Consider the following 16,460-nt stretch of genomic DNA (forward strand, 5'->3'; position numbering starts at 1 on the left):
GGGGGGGGAGGGGTGGGTAGGGGCGAGTAGGGGCGGGACCCAGCGGGCCCCGCGGTTTGATGATTGCCATGTCGAAATAGTTGCTCGGGGTCCCAAGACTGACCCGGGGTTACAGGAACGCCCCGTTGTCCACCTGGATCACCTGGCCGGTCACCGCCTTGCCCATTTCGCTCGCCAGGTAGAGCGCGGCATAGGCCTGGTCGCGCGGTTCGGTCCACGGCACGGTGGTGTTTACGTACTTGTCGGAGAACTCCAGCATTACCGCGCCGCCGTCCTGTTCGCCCGCGGCCCAGGCTGCTGCGGCGTCGGTCTCGGTGACACCCGGAGCGATGGCGTTGCAGCGGATATTGGTGCCGGACAGGCGTATGGCGATGTTCTTGCTCATGGTGTTCACCGCGCCCTTGGTCGAGGTGTAGGCGACACCGCAGATCGGCAGGGTGCCGTTGACCGAGGAGATGTTGATGATGCGGCCCTCGTTGCGCGGCAGGAAATGCTGCACTGCCTCGCGGCAGTAGCGGAACACGCCGGTCAGGTTGAGCTCGACGATCTTCGCGAAATGCTCGTCGCTGGCTTCCTCGACCGCCACCATATCGCCGGAGCCGGCGTTGTTGACCATGATATCGACCTGGCCGAAGGCTTCGATGGCGCGCTCGAACACAGCCTTGGGCGCTGCCGGGTCGCTGGAGTCTGCGACTACCGCCAGGGCCTTGCCGCCGCCCGCGGCGTTGATGGTGTTGGCTGCCTCTTCCAGTGCGGCCTCGCTGCGCGCTGTCATTACCACGTTGGCGCCTTCTTCGGCGAACACTTGTGCGATCGCAAAACCGATGCCCTTGCTGGCGCCGGTAACGATTGCGGTTTTACCTTCGAGTAGTTGTTTCATTGCTTGCTTCCTTCCTTTTCTTGCGTGTTTCCGGAGTCCGGCAGGGCCTCATGTGTTTTGACGGGCGCTGCGATCCGGCGTTGAAAGGACTGTATCGCCGCAATCGGGGCCGCACTACCGTATTGCGAAAGAAGCAGAGAAACAGGCAATAAATACATCGAATCCGGATATCTGTGTGTCAATTTGTAACCAGTTTCGGCTCTGGCGGGCGTGGCCGCCTGCGCTATCTGTTTGTGAGGTCAATAGAATCAGGCAAGAATTGCAGTGAATCGTTAAACCACATTTGCATTGCGGCAACTAGAATAGGTCATGTCGAATCTGGCCAGCGCGGCCGCGACGCGACCCCGGGTCGCCGGACTTGCGCAAGGCCAACGATCCGGCACCACCGTTTTGCAATTGGGAGAGCCTGACATGCGCATTGAACATCCATATCTCAGCCTGGCATGCATCGCACTGACAGGCGGCTTGCTGGCCAAGGGCCTCTGGGCCGACACCGCGTCGGCGCCGGCGGCCGGGCAGGTGCACTACACGAAAGACTCCCAGCAAGCGTTCACCGGCCCGGAAGCTTATTTCACCGGCGACGTGCAGGTGCAAATGGTTTTCCCGGGCAACGACACGGCGCATTACTCTGCCGCGTATGTCACCTTCGCGCCCGGCGCCCGCACCGCCTGGCACTCCCACCCGGCGGGCCAGCACATGGTTGTGGTCTCCGGCACCGGCCTCACCGGTACCCGCGACGGCAAGATCATCGAGTTCCAGCAGGGCGAAGCCGTCTGGTGCCCCCCGGGTATAGACCACTGGCATGGCGCGGCGGGCGATACGCCGATGACCCACCTGGTGGTGACCGGCAGCAAGGATGGCGAGAACGTCGTCTGGAAAGAAAAAGTCACGGATGAACAGGCCCACGCGACTGGCGGCTGAGCGCCGCGCGAGCCTGTCCCTCTGTTCATTACCGCAAGGAGAACACCATGATCCTGAATCGTAACGGAACCCGCGCTTCCATCCCCGGTCCTTCGGACTGGTTTGTCGGTGCCGTGCGCATCGATCCCATTCACATGGAACAGCAGGAGCCCTCGCGGATTACTTCAGCGCTGGTCACCTTCGAGCCGGGCGCGCGCACCAACTGGCACACCCATCCGCTGGGTCAGCTGCTGATCGTGACCGCAGGCCGCGGCTGGACCCAGTGCGAGGGCGAGGCGCGGGTGGAGGTAAACGCGGGCGACACCATCTGGTGCCCGCCCGGCCACAAGCACTGGCACGGCGCCACCAGCAGCACCGGTATGAGTCATATCGCCGTGCAGGAAATGCTCGACCGCAAGAATGTCGACTGGCTGGAGCCGGTCACGGACGCCCAGTACAAGGGCGAGTAAGGCGGTAGTGAGCATGCCCCGGACCAATACGCCATGGTTCTCACCAGGCGCGCTGCGAATCCTGCGCCGGGTGCTGGGGACCCTGGTCGCCGGCGTGCTCTGCCCCGTGGCCCTGCACGCCGCGGAAGATTCGGAGAGAACGATGACCAAGATCGTATTCAGTATTGACGGACAACAGGTCGTCGGCAGCATGGACGACAACGCCGCGGCGCGGGACTTCCTCGCCATGCTGCCCATGACCATGACGCTGGAAGACTACAGCCGTACGGAGAAGGTCAGCGACCTGCCCGGCGGGTTGTCTACCGAAGGTGCGCCGAAGGGCCACGACCCGGCCGTGGGTGATATCACCTATTACGCGCCCTGGGGCAACCTGGCCATTTTCTATCGGGATTTCGGTTACGCCAGCGGACTTGTCCGCCTCGGCACGGTGGTCTCGGGAATAGAGATTCTGCGGCGGCCGGGCCCGCTGGAAGTCACAGTCGAACGCGTCCAGTAACCTGGATGCAGCAACCAACATGGCGTGATGCGGCGCGAGCGACGCCGCAAGCACGCGAAACACGACGAATTGGAGAACAGCAATGATTTTGAATGAGACCTACACACTGTCCAACGGTATCGCCATCCCCAAGCTGGGCCTGGGTACCTGGTTTATCGAAGACAACAAGGCCGCTCAGGCGGTGCGCGACGCGGTCGACCTCGGTTACCGGCATATCGATACCGCCCAGGCCTATGGCAACGAGGCGGGCGTGGGCGAGGGTGTGCGCAGCTGTGGTGTGCAGCGCGATGATATCTACGTCACCACCAAGCTGGCCGCGGAGGTCAAGTCCTACAAGGAGGCAGTGGCCTCTATCGATGATTCCCTCGTGACGATGGGGCTGGACTACGCCGATCTGATGATCATCCACAGCCCGCAACCGTGGATGGAGTTTGCCGGTGACGACCGTTACCATGAGGGCAACCTGGAGGCCTGGCGCGCGCTGGAAGAAGCGCTCGCCGCCGGCAAGTTGCGCGCTATCGGCGTGTCCAACTTCGAACGCGGCGACATCGAGAATATCCTGGGTGGCTGTTCGGTCAAGCCGATGGTCAACCAGGTTCTCGCGCACATCAGCAATACGCCCTTCGACCTGATCGACTATTGTGAGGAGCAGGGTATCCTGGTGGAGGCCTACTCCCCGGTCGGCCACGGCGAACTGCTGAAGAACCCGGCGATCCAGGAATACGCTGCGAAATACGGCGTGTCTGTTCCGCAACTGTGCATTCGCTACGTGCTGCAACTGGGCCTGCTGGCCCTGCCGAAAACGGCGAACCCCGCACACATGAAGAACAACGCCGAGCTGGATTTCGAGATTTCAGCCACTGATATGGAGGCACTGAAAACCATGGAAACCATCAAGGACTACGGCGAAGCCAGCGTGTTTCCCGTCTACGGCGGCAAGCTGTGACATCACTGTCCAAGCTCAACCGACGCGAGTTTCTCTCCGGGCTCGGCACCAGTGCACTGGTGCTGGGCCTCGCCCTGCGTACCGGACGGACGATGGCGGACGCCACCGCCGGTGGCCTGCAGGAAGTGCGCGGCGGCGACGCCACGCCTGCGCTGTTTATCGCCCTGGAAGAGGATGGCACCATCAGGATTACCTGCCATCGCTCGGAGATGGGCCAGCAGGTGTGGACCTCGATGGCGCAGATCATCGCCGAGGAACTGGAGGCGGACTGGAGCCAGGTCGCCATCGTGCAGGCCCCCGGTGATGCGCGCTACGGCGACCAGAACACCGACGGTTCGCGCTCGGTGCGCTGGAATTTCCACCGCCTGCGGGTGGCCGGGGCGGCGATGCGCACCATGCTCGAGCGCGCCGCTGCCGCACGCTGGGGTGTCGCCCCCGGCGAGTGCCGCGCCGCGCAGAGTGTGGTCACCGGGCCGGGAATGTACAGCGCCACCTACGCCGAACTGGCACAGGATGCCGCCGCCCAGCCGCTGCCGACAGAAGCCGAGCTGCGGCTCAAGCCGCGCGAGCAGTGGCGCCTGATCGGTAAGGAAGTCCCGTCACTGACCGTGCCGGATATCGTACAGGGGCAGGGCACCTTCGGGATCGACGTGCAACTGCCGGACATGCTCGTCGCCGTGGTTGCCCATCCGCCGCAGGTGATGGCCTCGGTAGCGAAGTTGGACGACAAGGCTGCGCTGGCAGTGCCCGGCGTGGTGCGCACCGTCCGGCTACCGGCGCTTGACGGACCGGTGTTGTTCAAGCCGCTGGGCGGTGTCGCGGTCGTCGCCACCGATACCTGGTCGGCCATCCGCGGCCGCGCCGCCCTGAAGATCGAGTGGGAGGCTGGCCCGAACGCTGGCTACGACTCGCAGCAATTCGCCGAGACCATGCTGGAAACCGCGCGCCAGCCGGGCACGGTGCGACTGCGCCGCGGCGATGTCGATGCGGCCATGGGCGCGTCCGCCACGCGTATAGAGGCGGACTACTATGTGCCGCACCTGTCGCAAACACCGATGGAACCGCCGATGGCCACCGCGCGCTGGGACGGTGACAAGGTCGAGTGCTGGGTCTGTGTGCAGGCGCCGCAGCGCACCCGCTCGGTGATCGCCCAGGCCTGTGGCATCCCCGAGGAAAACGTCACGGTCAATGTCACCTGGCTGGGCGGCGGTTTCGGCCGCAAGTCGAAGCCGGACTTCGCGGTGGAAGCCGCACTGGTCGCACGCGAAGTGGGGCGGCCGGTAAAGCTGACCTGGACCCGCGAGGACGACCTGCAGCACGGCTACTACCATTCGGTCAGTGCGCAGCACCTGGAGGGCGCGCTGGACGCCGAGGGCAAGTGTACCGGCATCCTGCACCGCACCGTGTTCCCGCCGATCGGTTCCACTTTCGTCGACGGCCTGGCCACGCCCTCCTGGGAGGAATTGCGCCAGGGTGTCACCGATAACCCGTTCCACGTGCCCAACCTGCAGGTGGAAACCGGCGATGCCCCGGCCCATGTGCGCATCGGCTGGCTGCGCTCGGTGGCCAACATCTACCACGCCTTCGCGGTGCAGAGTTTTGCCGCGGAACTCGCCCATGCAGCGGGCCGCGACCAGAAGGATTACCTGCTCGAACTGATCGGCCCGCCGCGCCAGCTGGATCCGCGCAATGACGGCGCCCAGTACGACAACTACGGCGAGTCCCTGGAGGAGTACCCGATCGACACCGGACGCCTGGCCAACGTGGTGCGCGAGGCGGCGGCGCTGGCCGGCTGGGGCAGGGAACTGCCGGCCGGGCACGGGCTCGGTATCGCCGTGCATCGCAGCTTCGTCAGTTACGTCGCCACCGTGATCGAAGTGGCGGTCGACGCCGAGGGGCGCCTGCGCATTCCGGGCGTCTGGTCGGCGATCGACGCCGGTACGGTGGTCAATACCCGCCACGTCACCGCGCAGGTGGAGGGCGGCACACTCTACGCGCTGTCCAATGCCCTGTACGGGGAAATCACCGCAAAGGACGGCGCTGTCGAACAGGCCAACTTCCCGCAGTTCCGCCTGATGCGCATGAAAGAGGCACCGCGCGACATGGCCGTGACCATCGTCGCTTCCGATGCCCCGCCCGGCGGGGTGGGCGAGCCCCCGTCGCCGCCGGCCGCACCGGCACTGGCCAACGCCATATTCGCGGCGACCGGCCTGCGCATCCGCCGCCTGCCTATTTTCGGCAGCGGTTCAGATGATCGCCTGCCCCTGGACGCCACGCGTGAAGGAGAATCCGCATGAGTATCAAGCTCAAGGTCAACGGCAAGCAGCACGAGGTCGAGGTGAGCGAGGACACGCCGCTGCTGTGGGTACTGCGCGATCACCTGGGCCTGACCGGCACCAAGTTCGGTTGCGGGGTCGCCCAGTGCGGCGCCTGTACCGTGCACATCGACGGCAAACCGCGACGCGCCTGCGTGACACCGGTCGCCGGCGTCGGCGCACAGGCGGAAATCACGACCATTGAGGGCGTACAGGGCGAGGTCGCCAACGCGGTGCGCGAGGCCTGGGTTGAGATCGACGTGCCGCAGTGCGGCTACTGCCAGTCGGGCCAGATCATGTCCGCCGTGGCGCTGCTGGAGCAGAACCCGAATCCCGACGACGATGCTATCGACGCGGGCATGTCGGGCAACCTGTGCCGCTGTGCTACTTACATGCGGATTCGTAGTGCGATCAAGAGTGCGGCGAAGGCGGGTTCCTAGGCGGGACTGGGGGCTCGTCTGGCGTTTTGATCGCTCTCACAACTCGCGAATCGGGGCCGGGGGCTGGCCGCCGCGCAACTGGCCCTCGCAGCAAACGGACAGGAGTTAGTATCGCAGCGCAGTAGTTCGGCCCACCTGCGCATTCACGGAGGAAGGCACATGATCGATCTGCAACAGGTGGGCGCCCACGTCGGTGGCGCCCATCCCGACTCCCTCGTTCTTGGCATTCATCTCCCCAATATCACCCCTGGCAAGGGCTACCAGCTGTTTGCCGACCTCATCCACATGCGCGACCAGTTCGACCCGGACATACCTGCGGTCGCGGTCGAACTCGTTTATCAAGGCGGCGCGTACGACCTGTGGCGCTTCGAGGCTCGTATTGGCCAATTGCCGGCGCAGGGTCACATGGGCGACAAGGGGCGCTACCTGTACCGCTACCGACTGCTGCGTCACGGGCAGGAACTGGTGCGCTACTTCGCCGACCCGTTCGCCACCGTCAGCGGGCCTGGCACCAACTCCGCGTTCGACTTCCCGCCCGCGCCGGCATTTGCCTGGCAGGAAGACGGTTTCGAGGTGCCCGACTTGGACGACCTGGTCATGTACGAACTGATGGTGGACGACTTCGCCCACGATTTCGACGGCGTGATCGAGCGTCTCGACTACCTGGCGAGTCTCGGCGTGAACTGTATCGAACTGATGCCGGTGACCAATGTCCCCGAGCCGTACCGCTGGGGTTACATGCCACTCAGCTACTTCGCCATCGAGGAGCGCTACGGTGGGCAGGAGCAACTGAAGGCGCTGGTGAACAGCTGTCACAGCAGGGGCATCGCGGTGATTCACGACGCCGTTTACGCCCACATGCACGAGGAATTTAGCTACCGCAAGGTGTACTGGGCCGCCGGCGAGGACAACCCGATGATCGGTCCCTTCGCCGAGGATATGTTCGGCGTCGGCACGGACTTTACGCGGCCGTTCTGTTACGACTACTTCGCCGCGGTCAACGCGCACTTCATCGATACCCTGCACCTCGACGGCTTTCGCTACGACTACGTCCCCGGTTTCTACGACGGGCCGGTCGGGCAGGGTTACGCGCGCCTGGTGCACGACACCTACCAGCACAGCCGCGCCATTCCCCGCTTCGACGCCGGCGAGCGCAGCCGGCTGATCCAGGTCGCCGAGTACCTGGACAAACCCAAGACTGTGTTGCGCGAAACCTATACCAGCGCAAGCAAGCGCTGGTGGCCCATGCTACAGGCCCAGTCGATGGTGGGCGCTGCGAACCGCGCCGTGCCCGAGGCATTCGTGCACGACATGTTGCTCATCGACTTCACCGATCCCTGGCCGCAGTCCTACAGCAACGGGGACGACAGTTTTCCGGTGGCGCCTTTGCAGTTCATCGAGTCGCATGACAAGAGCCGCCTGATGTACCTGCTGAGCGGCGGGCACGATGCCTACCAGGGCGGCTTCGACCTGTTCAGCCGCGACCGCAGCCAGTGGTACCGGCTGCAGCCCTTCGCGATTTTCCTGATGACCTCGGTGGGCGTCCCGTTGCTGTGGCAGGGGCAGGAACTCGGGGAAATCTACGGCAAGCACGACGACGGTGGTTCGCGGGTACTGGCGGCGCGCCCCCTGCACTGGAACTACTTCTACGAAACCAGCGGTCGCACGCTGGTGCGCCTGTACCGGCGGCTGGGGCAGTTGCGCAAAAACCTGCAGGCGCTGCGCAGCCGCAACGCCTATTACCACTTTGAGCACGCGCGGCTCGAGCACGGGCTGCTGGCCTTCACCCGCTTCCCGGACGACGAGACACAGCCGGCGGTGGTCGTGCTGCTCAACTTCGGCGACCTGCCGGGGGAACTGTTGACGCCGTTCCCGCGGTCCGGGGCCTGGGTGGAACAGCTCAATCATGGCGACGTCAGCGCTGTCGAAAGCCTCGATCTGCCAGCGGGTGGCACCACGGTTCCCGTATATGTGCCGGCCAATTACGGCAAGGTGTTTGTTTCCGCCTAGTCGGGCCTGTCCCGTACTCAATTGAGCACGCTGTAATAACCCTCTTCCATCAACACCTGGCGCACCGCCGGCCGCTGCAGCATCTGCCGGTAATGCCGCTCGCAGAAGGGCGGCAGCGCGACCTCGCTGCGCTGTGCCCAGAATTCCACGTAGAACTGCGCCGCGTCCGCCACACTGAAGGTGTCGAGGTAGAGTTCACCCGCGGCATAGCGCCGGTCGAGTTCCTCGAGCCCCGCGCGCACCATGCTCCAGCCTGCTTCCTGGATGGCCGCGTGTTGTGCTGGATTGTCGCTGTACTTGCCGGTGGTGAACACACGCGTGTAACCCTGGCCGTGGATGGTATTCACGCAGTACGCCAGCGTGTCGAGAACCGCTTCCCGCCGCTGCGGGTCATCGGGCAGCAGCTTGCGCCGGGGATACTTTTCGGCCAGCCAGTTGGCGATCGCGATGAAGTCCGTTAACACCTCGCCGTCGGCGGCCACCAGGCTGGGGATGGTGCCGTGGGGATTGATGGCCAGGTACTCCGGGGCGAGGTGTTCACCCTTGACCAGGTTGACCAGGTACGCCTCGAAAACCAGTTCCAGTTCTTCCAGCAGGATGTGGATGCCGATGCTGCAGGCGCCGGGCGTAAAGTAGAACTTCATGTTGGCCATGCGCTTCGCCTGTCCGCCGCTCAGCGCACCGCACCGTAGTCCGCCAGCGAATCTTCGATGCCCAGGTGGGCGTAGTCGTCGACGGCGGTCACGCCGATGGCCTGCAGTTTTTCGCTGGGGCCGTCGCCGATTTTCGCCACGAACACCGCGTCGCAATCGGCAATGGTTTTGAGGATGCGCTGCATCGCGCCCTGGTCGCCGGTCTGGCCGTGGCAGTAGTGGTCGACATCGCGGCGTTCCAGCAGTTGCCACTGCCCGGCGGCGAACTCGTAGACCCAGAATTCGCGCGCGTGGCCGAAGTGCAGGTTGATGGAGATGCCGTCCTTGCTTGCGACGGCTACGCGCGGTGCGGCGTCCGCGACTGCCTGTGGCGTCGTCATGTTCGCGTGCCGTAAGTGCAGGGTCGGTCGGACACTGTTCGCACATGGTGTGCAGTGCCCACCAGCAGGCAAGACCGCGGCGGTGTTCCCAGCATCAGCCGTACCAGCATCAGCCGTCCCACCCCTCATCGTCCATCGCGTCGAAGCGCGAGTCGTCGGTCGATTTCTGTTTTTTCTGCAGCAGTTTCTCCAGCCAGCCCTCCGGCTCGCCGCACAGTTGCGCCTGGAGGGACTCGATCTCTTCCACCACGTCCGGCCCGCCTTTGACCTTCAGCGGGTGGATGCCCAGCGCCAGCAATTGCCGGGTGGCGGAGCCGCCGATCGAGCCGCAGTAGACGATGTCTGCGCCGGCCAGCCAGGCCAGCTTGGGTTTGAGCTTGTCCTCGTTGCCGTCCTTCTTCTCGATGCCGAAGGACTGGAAGCCGAGCAGTTCGGCGCTGTCGGCGCTGACCGCCCAGAGGTAGAAGGCCTGCGCCGAGCCGAAGTGCTGGTCGACCATGTCGCCGTCCATGGAGGCGAAGGCGACCAGCAGGCAGTCTTCGCGGGCGCTGGCGTCGCTGACGCTGGGCAGGTGGGCGGGGCTGTTCATGCTGCTGTCCTCCGTGGATTGGCGCTGTGGAATGTCTCCGTGGATAGCCGCGCGCTTCAGGCGGCCGCCTGCAGTCTCTCCAGCAATTGTGGTTTCACCTGGGCCACCCAGGTCTCCAGGCGCTCGGCGGTTTGCATGCCCTGGGTCCGCTGGTCGATGACCAGCCCGACGAAGCGCCCGTCGACCACCGAGGCGGAGTGCTCGAAGACGTAGCCGTCGGTGGGCCAGTCGCCGATCATCTCTGCCCCCAGGTTTGCAAACACTTTGTACAGCGCCAGCAGCGAACTGGCGAAACGTTCCGCGTAGCGCTCCTGCGCACCCAGGCCGAACATGGCGATGCGCTTGCCTGCGAGGTCCGGGCTGCCGAACTGGGCCAGGAATTCCTCCCAGTTGCGCTCCAGGCAGCCGGCGCTGAGCCCGGGGATTTCGCCGACGCCGTAGCTCGGCGTGCCCAGGATCAGGGCGTCGTACTGCAGCAGCTCGTCTGCCGTGATGCGATTGACGTTGAGCGGCTTGTCGGCGACATCCTCGCCGAGGAGCTTGAAGATTTTCTTCGCGATCAGGCGGGTGGTCCCGGTCTCGGTACCAAAAAAAATGCCGATCTTCTGCATGTGCTGTCTCCTGGCGTTACGGCGGCGGGTTGTGGGTACGGCCTTTGCGCAGTCCGAAGCCCACGGTCGTGCGGTGGCGCACCGCGCCTTACCAACGGTAAGAGCAAGAATCCGGCCAGCGCGGGGTTTGCGTTGCTGTCGCGTAAAAAACAATAAAAACAACATGTTACGATTTTTGGAATAGCGCGTCGGCGGGCGTGGGATTGTGGTATATCCGACAATTTCCCGCTCCCGGGCTCGCCGAGCGACACTGCGCAGGCCGGCACGGTGTCCCGCGCGGCCCGCTGGCGTTACTCTTGGGGGAACCGGACTATCACTACGCGTGTGGTGCGTGCCCGGCGACTGTCCAGAACAAGAAGTCCAGAACAAAAAGCCCAGAACAAAAAGTCCAGAACAATAAGGAGACCCGCCAGATGCAGCCCGATATCGAGATCGCCCGCGCCGCGAGCACCATCCCCGTGCTGGAGATCGGCGCCCGCCTGGGTATTCCCGCGGCCGAGATGATTCCCTACGGCCACGACAAGGCCAAGATCCGCCTCGACTACCTGCACTCTCTGGCGGACAGGCCCCAGGGCAAGCTGGTGCTGGTCACCGCCATGAGCCCGACGCCGGCGGGGGAGGGCAAGACCACCGTCGCCATCGGCCTGGCCGATGCGCTGAACCGTGTCGGCCACAACGCCTCGGTGTGCCTGCGCGAACCCAGCCTCGGCCCCTGTTTCGGCCTCAAGGGCGGCGCCGCCGGCGGCGGCTATGCGCAGGTGGTGCCGATGGAGGACATCAACCTGCATTTCACCGGCGACATGCACGCTATCGGTGCCGCCCACAACCTGCTGGCGGCGATGATCGACAACTACGTGCACTGGGGCAACGAGATTCGCATCGACCTGCGCAAGGTCACCTGGCGCAGGGTGGTGGATATCAACGACCGCCAGTTGCGCCAGATTGTCACCGGTGTCGGTGGTCCGGCCAACGGCTACCCGATGGAGGGCGGCTTCGATATCACCGTGGCCTCCGAGGTGATGGCGATCTTCTGCCTGTCGCGCAGCCTCGCGGAACTGCAGCAGCGCCTCGGGCGTATCGTTATCGGCTATACGCGCGGCGGCGAGCCGGTGACCGCGGAACAGGTGCAGGCGGCGGGCGCGATGACCGCCTTGCTCAAGGACGCCCTGGCGCCCAACCTGGCACAGACGCTGGAGAACAACCCGGCTTTCATCCACGGCGGGCCCTTCGCCAACATCGCCCACGGCTGCAACAGCGTGATCGCCACCGAGGCGGCGCTGCGCCTGTCCGACATCGTGGTAACCGAGGCGGGTTTCGGAGCCGACCTGGGTGCGGAGAAATTCTTCGACATCAAGTGCCGCAAGTCCGGACTGCGCCCGGACGCGGCGGTCATCGTGGCTACCGTGCGCGCGCTGAAGATGCACGGCGGCGTGCCGCGCGGCGAACTGGAGGCGGAAAACGTGGCGGCCGTGGAGGAAGGCCTGGCCAACCTGGGGCGCCATATTCGCAACATCGGCCAGTACGGCGTGCCCGCGGTGGTCGCACTCAATCACTTCGACAGCGACACCGACGCGGAAATACAGGCGGTGCGCGAATACACGGCGCGTAGCGGCGTGGACACCCAGGTATGCCGCTATTGGGCCCAGGGCAGTGCCGGGGGCGAGGAACTGGCCCACGCGGTCGCGGCGCTGGCGTCCTCGGGCGCGGCGCAGTTCCGCACGCTGTACGACGACGCGCAACCGCTGTGGGACAAGGCACGCACCATCGCCCGCTCCATCTACGGGGCGGACGATATCGCCGCGGACCAGAAGATCCGCGACCGCTTCCGCCAGTACGAGGCGGAGGGCTACGGCCACTTCCCCATCTGCATGGCGAAGACGCAGTACAGTTTTTCCACCGACCCCCAGTTGCTGGGCGCGCCGGACAAGCACACGGTGGTGATCCGCGACCTTGCCCTGGCCGCCGGCGCCGAGTTCCTGGTGGCGATCTGCGGCGACATCATGCGCATGCCCGGCCTGCCGCGCAAACCCGCGGCCAACGGCATTTTCGTCAATGCGCAGGGGCAGATCGAAGGTTTGTTCTGAGCAAGTGTGAACTGCGCCAGGGACCGGCAAATTAGCCGCTGCGTCCCCCGTCGCGATGGGTTATAGTACCGCCTGAATATTGGCGACATTCCTATGTCGCCAATTTGCAGGTTACCCCGAGGTAGATCCCCGACCCGTTCGTCCCGCGCAAAACGCGGACTGCGGGCGCGGTGATTGCCGGCGAGGCACGCGCCCGGAAGAGCGCGGCGGGGACAGCGGCTGACAGCGGGACTCCCGAGCAGGGGCCCGGCCTGGTGGTCAGCGGGACACAGACGTCTGGAAGTAGAGCCAAATCGAGTTGTAACCACCCTTAGAGTCCAACGATGACACGACGCAAACGTATCCTGGTGATACTGCTGCTGGTATTGGTGCTGCCCGCCGCTGGCGTCGGCGTCACCGCGCTGCTGGCACCACAGGTATTGCTGAGCCTCTTCATGCCGCCGCCGGCCGCGCCGGACCCGCCGCCACCGCCGGTGAAGTTCGCCGTCGAGAGCACCGAGGTCGGCCAGTTCCTCGATCACCCGGTGGCCAGGAAGTGGCTGGACAAGTACTTCCCCGGGCTGCGCGAGGCCGAGCAGGTCGAACTTACCCGGCGGCTGACCCTGGTGCAGGTACAACCCTATTTCCCGGAACTGATCAGCGATGAGGCATTGGCCGCGCTGTCTGCGGAGCTGGCGCCGCTGCCGCCGCTGGAGCCGGTGGTCGTGTATTCCAGTGGCCAGACGGAGCTGGGCACGATCCTCGACGACGCGCAGGCGCGAGAGATTGTCGAGGCGCATATCCCGGGTTTCTTCGACGACGACCGCATCAACATGGCGCGTCCGTTCACCATGAAATTCCTGCAGATACATATCCCCGACGTGATGACCGAAGAGCGGCTCCACGCCATCGATGCGGATTTTGCCGCGCTGGCCGAGGCGCGGGCGGAGAGTGCGACACCATGAAAACCATCAGCCTGACCATCAACGGCAAAGCCCACAGCCTGGAGATCGACCCCGCCACGCCGCTGCTGTGGGCGCTGCGCGATCACCTGGGTATGACCGGCACCAAGTTCGGCTGCGGTATCGCCCAGTGCGGCGCCTGCACCGTGCACCTGGACGGTGTCGCCATGCGCTCCTGCTCGGTGCCCGTCGAGTACGCCGAAGGCAAACAGTTGACGACGATTGAGGGCCTGTCCGAGAGCGGTGACCACCGCTTGCAACAGCTGTGGGTAGAGATGAACGTGCCCCAGTGCGGCTACTGCCAGGCCGGCATGCTGATGGCGGCGGCGGACCTGCTGCAGCGCAACCCCACGCCCAGCGGCGAGGAGGTCGACGCCGCGATGACCAATATCTGCCGCTGCGGCACCTACCCGCGTATCCGCGCGGCGATCCTGCGCGCGGCGGGCGACCCGCAGGCTGTAGTGCGTTACGCCGGAGGTGAGGCGTGAGCGACGTGGTCCTGAATCGCCGCCGCTTCCTGGTCAGCAGTGGGCTGTTCGCCGGTGGTATGGCGCTGTCCCTGAGTCCCCTGGCGGCGGTGCCCGGCGGTGTCGCGGCGCAGCCGGCGAAGGTACCGGGGGAGGGCGATGAGCTCGACCCGTGGATCGTCATCCGCCCGGACAACCGCGTGATCGTGCGCGTGCCCTGCCCGGAAATCGGCAACGGCGCCGCGACGCAGACGGCGATGAACGTGGCCGAGGAACTGCAGTGCGCCTGGGAACAGGTCGAGGTGGAGTTCTGCGATTTCACCCGCGAGTGGCGCCAGCCCGGCACCTACGCCGTGGGCCTGCAGCCGTTCTTCGGCGGGCACAGCACCGACCACGAGCGCATGCCCTACACCATGCAACTGGGCGCCAGCGCCCGCGAGAGACTAAAGGCTGCGGCCGCCGCCCGCTGGCAGGTGGCGGCGAGCGAGGTCGAAGCGCGCGGCGGCGAGCTGCGCCACGGCGACAAACGGCTTAGCTTCGGCGAAGTGGCCGCGGAGGCCGCGGCGATCGCGCTGGCGCAGGAGCCGGCGCTGAAATCGCCCGGCGACTGGTGGCTGATCGGCAAGGCGACGCCGCACAAGCTGCACCTGCCGCAGGTGGTGACCGGCAGCGCGGTGTACGGCATCGACGTCAAGCTGCCGGGCATGGTGCACGCGGCGCTGAAGCAGTCGCCGGTGCACGGCGGGCGCGTCAAGCACTTCGACAGCGCTGCGGTCATGGACATGCCGGGAGTGCGCGCGGTGGTCGAGATCGACCCGCGCAAAAGCGTCGGCTCCCCGGTGGAAACCCAGTCTACTTTCGGCCTCGAGGACTCGCAGCTGCGCAGCGGCGTGGCGGTGATCGCGGACCACTACTGGCAGGCGAAAAACGCACTGGACGCACTGCCCATCGAGTGGGACGACCGCCTCGGCGCCTTCTGGAAGTCCAACGAGCAGATCTACGCCAAGCAGGAGGAAATCCTGCAGCGCTGGCAGGGCAAGGCGATCACCCGCAAGGGCGATATCTACTCGGTGGAACCCGCGCAAACCGTCGAGGCCACCTACCGCACGCCCTACTGCGAGCACGTGGCCATGGAGCCGCTCAACGGCACGGCGCTGGTCAGCGACGGGCGCCTGGAGGTCTGGCACTCCAGCCAGGACATGCAGCAGGCCTTCTGGGTGGCGGTGGACGAGAGCGGCTTCATGCCGGAGAACGTGCGCGTGCACCAGACCCAGGTCGGCGGCGGCTTCGGCCGGCGCACCATGGGCGACGACCTGCGCGTGGTGGTGGCGGTGGCCCGCCAGTACCCCGGCGTACCGGTGAAGGTCATCTGGTCGCGCGAGGAGACGACCCGCCAGGGTTTGTACCGCACGCTGCTCGGCGCCAGCTACCGCGCGGGACTGGACCGCAAGGGCATGCCCGAGTCACTGGAGGCGGAGACCTGCTTCAGCGGCCTGCAACTGAACCTTGGGTTTGTCGACAACATCTACGCCAGCAACGGCGAGATCGAGAACGTGCGCCTGGCGGTGAGCAAGTTCCCGCTGCATATCGGCACCGGCGCCTACCGCGCGCCGTGCTACAACTCCCACGTGTTCACCGTGGAGACGTTTATCGACGAGTGCGCCGCCGCTGCGGGCATCGACGCCTACGACTACCGCCACAAGCTGCTCGGCAGCTGGGACAAGAGCTGGCGCAAGTGCCTGCAGGTGGCTGCGGAGAAAGCCGGCTGGGGCGAGCCGCTGCCGCGCGGGCAGGGCCTGGGCATTGCCATCAGCAACTGGCCGGCGGCGGGGGAGAAAAACGCGGGTACCACCGTGTGCGCCGTGGCGCGGGTGGAGGTCAGCCCGGCGGGGGAGGTGCGCGTGCGGCAGATCGATATGAGCTTCGACAGCGGCCGGGTTGCCAATCGCGACGCAGTGTCGGCGCAGCTCGAGGGCGGTATCGTGTTCGCCATGAACATGACCCTCAACGAGGAGCTGACCATCCGCGACGGCGCCATCGTCGAGGGCAACTACCACGAGTACCCGGTGCTGCGCATGGCCGACATGCCGCAGATCAACATCCACTTCGATGCCCTGTCCGGGCACGAGCGCTTCGCGATTATCGGCGAAGCGCCGGTGGGTCCGGTGGGGCCGGCGATCGGCAATGCCATCTTCCAGGCCACGGGCAAGCGGCTGCGCAGCATGCCGTTCCGCAAGCACGACCTGAGCTGGGGGTGATTCGCGCGCGCTTGCTGCGC

The 16,460-nt window shown here is 65.5% G+C and carries 16 protein-coding genes; 11 read left to right on the forward strand and 5 right to left on the reverse strand.

Going from position 1 to position 16,460, the window contains the following annotated elements; genetic code table 11:
* Positions 1 to 109 precede the first annotated feature (109 nt).
* Positions 110 to 880 (reverse strand): SDR family NAD(P)-dependent oxidoreductase, encoded by a 771-nt coding sequence (locus E4634_RS09550; protein WP_135443289.1) that lies wholly within the window; start codon positions 878 to 880, stop codon positions 110 to 112.
* Positions 881 to 1,189: 309 nt separating this feature from the next.
* On the opposite strand from E4634_RS09550, the gene E4634_RS09555 reads away from it, so the two are divergent.
* The 7 genes from E4634_RS09555 to E4634_RS09585 all read left to right on the forward strand — a co-directional run bounded on the left by E4634_RS09555 (position 1,190) and on the right by E4634_RS09585 (position 8,457).
* Positions 1,190 to 1,801, forward strand: coding sequence for a (R)-mandelonitrile lyase (locus E4634_RS09555; protein ID WP_240725142.1), 612 nt, complete (start codon positions 1,190 to 1,192; stop codon positions 1,799 to 1,801).
* 47 nt (positions 1,802 to 1,848) lie between these two features.
* Positions 1,849 to 2,250, forward strand: a complete 402-nt coding sequence (locus E4634_RS09560; protein WP_135443291.1) for a (R)-mandelonitrile lyase — start codon at positions 1,849 to 1,851, stop codon at positions 2,248 to 2,250.
* A gap of 142 nt (positions 2,251 to 2,392) precedes the next feature.
* A complete protein-coding gene (locus tag E4634_RS09565; protein WP_135443293.1) occupies positions 2,393 to 2,746 on the forward strand; it encodes a cyclophilin-like fold protein in 354 nt (117 codons plus the stop codon).
* Between the two features lie 82 nt (positions 2,747 to 2,828).
* Entirely contained in the window at positions 2,829 to 3,692 is an 864-nt protein-coding gene (locus E4634_RS09570) for an aldo/keto reductase (protein WP_135443295.1), read from the forward strand.
* Positions 3,689 to 5,989: a xanthine dehydrogenase family protein molybdopterin-binding subunit gene (locus E4634_RS09575; protein WP_240725143.1), complete on the forward strand. Its 2,301-nt coding sequence runs from the start codon at positions 3,689 to 3,691 to the stop codon at positions 5,987 to 5,989. The genes E4634_RS09570 and E4634_RS09575 overlap by 4 nt, the downstream gene beginning before the upstream one ends.
* Positions 5,986 to 6,447: a (2Fe-2S)-binding protein gene (locus E4634_RS09580; RefSeq protein WP_135443297.1), complete on the forward strand. Its 462-nt coding sequence runs from the start codon at positions 5,986 to 5,988 to the stop codon at positions 6,445 to 6,447. Before E4634_RS09575 ends, E4634_RS09580 begins: the two co-directional genes overlap by 4 nt.
* Positions 6,448 to 6,606: 159 nt before the next feature.
* Entirely contained in the window at positions 6,607 to 8,457 is a 1,851-nt protein-coding gene (locus E4634_RS09585) for an alpha-amylase family glycosyl hydrolase (protein WP_135443299.1), read from the forward strand.
* Between the two features lie 17 nt (positions 8,458 to 8,474).
* Here E4634_RS09585 and E4634_RS09590 read toward each other — a convergent pair whose 3' ends face one another.
* From E4634_RS09590 to E4634_RS09605, 4 genes are all read right to left on the reverse strand, one after another.
* Positions 8,475 to 9,110 (reverse strand): glutathione S-transferase family protein, encoded by a 636-nt coding sequence (locus tag E4634_RS09590; protein WP_240725144.1) that lies wholly within the window; start codon positions 9,108 to 9,110, stop codon positions 8,475 to 8,477.
* A gap of 20 nt (positions 9,111 to 9,130) precedes the next feature.
* Positions 9,131 to 9,490 carry a NifB/NifX family molybdenum-iron cluster-binding protein gene (locus tag E4634_RS09595; RefSeq protein WP_135443301.1) on the reverse strand — a complete coding sequence of 120 codons (360 nt, stop codon included), beginning with the start codon at positions 9,488 to 9,490 and terminating at the stop codon, positions 9,131 to 9,133.
* A 109-nt stretch (positions 9,491 to 9,599) separates the two neighbouring features.
* Positions 9,600 to 10,079: a NifB/NifX family molybdenum-iron cluster-binding protein gene (locus E4634_RS09600; RefSeq protein ID WP_135443303.1), complete on the reverse strand. Its 480-nt coding sequence runs from the start codon at positions 10,077 to 10,079 to the stop codon at positions 9,600 to 9,602.
* Between the two features lie 56 nt (positions 10,080 to 10,135).
* Positions 10,136 to 10,690: a flavodoxin gene (locus E4634_RS09605; RefSeq protein WP_135443305.1), complete on the reverse strand. Its 555-nt coding sequence runs from the start codon at positions 10,688 to 10,690 to the stop codon at positions 10,136 to 10,138.
* A 413-nt stretch (positions 10,691 to 11,103) separates the two neighbouring features.
* Between E4634_RS09605 and E4634_RS09610 the strand changes: the two genes are divergently transcribed.
* The 4 genes from E4634_RS09610 (at position 11,104) to E4634_RS09625 (ending at position 16,440) form a co-directional block, all read left to right on the forward strand.
* The gene (locus E4634_RS09610; protein WP_135443307.1) at positions 11,104 to 12,774 is read left to right on the forward strand and encodes a formate--tetrahydrofolate ligase; all 1,671 of its coding nucleotides are present in this window, start codon (positions 11,104 to 11,106) and stop codon (positions 12,772 to 12,774) included.
* A 323-nt stretch (positions 12,775 to 13,097) separates the two neighbouring features.
* Positions 13,098 to 13,718: a hypothetical protein gene (locus E4634_RS09615; protein WP_135443309.1), complete on the forward strand. Its 621-nt coding sequence runs from the start codon at positions 13,098 to 13,100 to the stop codon at positions 13,716 to 13,718.
* Positions 13,715 to 14,203, forward strand: a complete 489-nt coding sequence (locus E4634_RS09620) for a (2Fe-2S)-binding protein (protein ID WP_135443311.1) — start codon at positions 13,715 to 13,717, stop codon at positions 14,201 to 14,203. The genes E4634_RS09615 and E4634_RS09620 overlap by 4 nt, the downstream gene beginning before the upstream one ends.
* Positions 14,200 to 16,440 (forward strand): xanthine dehydrogenase family protein molybdopterin-binding subunit, encoded by a 2,241-nt coding sequence (locus tag E4634_RS09625; protein ID WP_135443313.1) that lies wholly within the window; start codon positions 14,200 to 14,202, stop codon positions 16,438 to 16,440. Before E4634_RS09620 ends, E4634_RS09625 begins: the two co-directional genes overlap by 4 nt.
* Positions 16,441 to 16,460: the final 20 nt, after the last annotated feature.

It is taken from the genome of Mangrovimicrobium sediminis (assembly GCF_004745945.1).
Taxonomy (GTDB): domain Bacteria; phylum Pseudomonadota; class Gammaproteobacteria; order Pseudomonadales; family Halieaceae; genus Mangrovimicrobium; species Mangrovimicrobium sediminis.

What these genes read in the sequence shown, in the direction of transcription:
- E4634_RS09550 (WP_135443289.1), bottom strand. Translation starts at nt 880, where the DNA reads ATGAAACAACTACTCGAAGGTAAAACCGCAATCGTTACCGGCGCCAGC.
- E4634_RS09555 (WP_240725142.1), top strand. Translation starts at nt 1,190, where the DNA reads ATGTCGAATCTGGCCAGCGCGGCCGCGACGCGACCCCGGGTCGCCGGA.
- E4634_RS09560 (WP_135443291.1), top strand. Translation starts at nt 1,849, where the DNA reads ATGATCCTGAATCGTAACGGAACCCGCGCTTCCATCCCCGGTCCTTCG.
- E4634_RS09565 (WP_135443293.1), top strand. Translation starts at nt 2,393, where the DNA reads ATGACCAAGATCGTATTCAGTATTGACGGACAACAGGTCGTCGGCAGC.
- E4634_RS09570 (WP_135443295.1), top strand. Translation starts at nt 2,829, where the DNA reads ATGATTTTGAATGAGACCTACACACTGTCCAACGGTATCGCCATCCCC.
- E4634_RS09580 (WP_135443297.1), top strand. Translation starts at nt 5,986, where the DNA reads ATGAGTATCAAGCTCAAGGTCAACGGCAAGCAGCACGAGGTCGAGGTG.
- E4634_RS09585 (WP_135443299.1), top strand. Translation starts at nt 6,607, where the DNA reads ATGATCGATCTGCAACAGGTGGGCGCCCACGTCGGTGGCGCCCATCCC.
- E4634_RS09590 (WP_240725144.1), bottom strand. Translation starts at nt 9,110, where the DNA reads ATGGCCAACATGAAGTTCTACTTTACGCCCGGCGCCTGCAGCATCGGC.
- E4634_RS09595 (WP_135443301.1), bottom strand. Translation starts at nt 9,490, where the DNA reads ATGACGACGCCACAGGCAGTCGCGGACGCCGCACCGCGCGTAGCCGTC.
- E4634_RS09600 (WP_135443303.1), bottom strand. Translation starts at nt 10,079, where the DNA reads ATGAACAGCCCCGCCCACCTGCCCAGCGTCAGCGACGCCAGCGCCCGC.
- E4634_RS09605 (WP_135443305.1), bottom strand. Translation starts at nt 10,690, where the DNA reads ATGCAGAAGATCGGCATTTTTTTTGGTACCGAGACCGGGACCACCCGC.
- E4634_RS09610 (WP_135443307.1), top strand. Translation starts at nt 11,104, where the DNA reads ATGCAGCCCGATATCGAGATCGCCCGCGCCGCGAGCACCATCCCCGTG.
- E4634_RS09615 (WP_135443309.1), top strand. Translation starts at nt 13,098, where the DNA reads ATGACACGACGCAAACGTATCCTGGTGATACTGCTGCTGGTATTGGTG.
- E4634_RS09620 (WP_135443311.1), top strand. Translation starts at nt 13,715, where the DNA reads ATGAAAACCATCAGCCTGACCATCAACGGCAAAGCCCACAGCCTGGAG.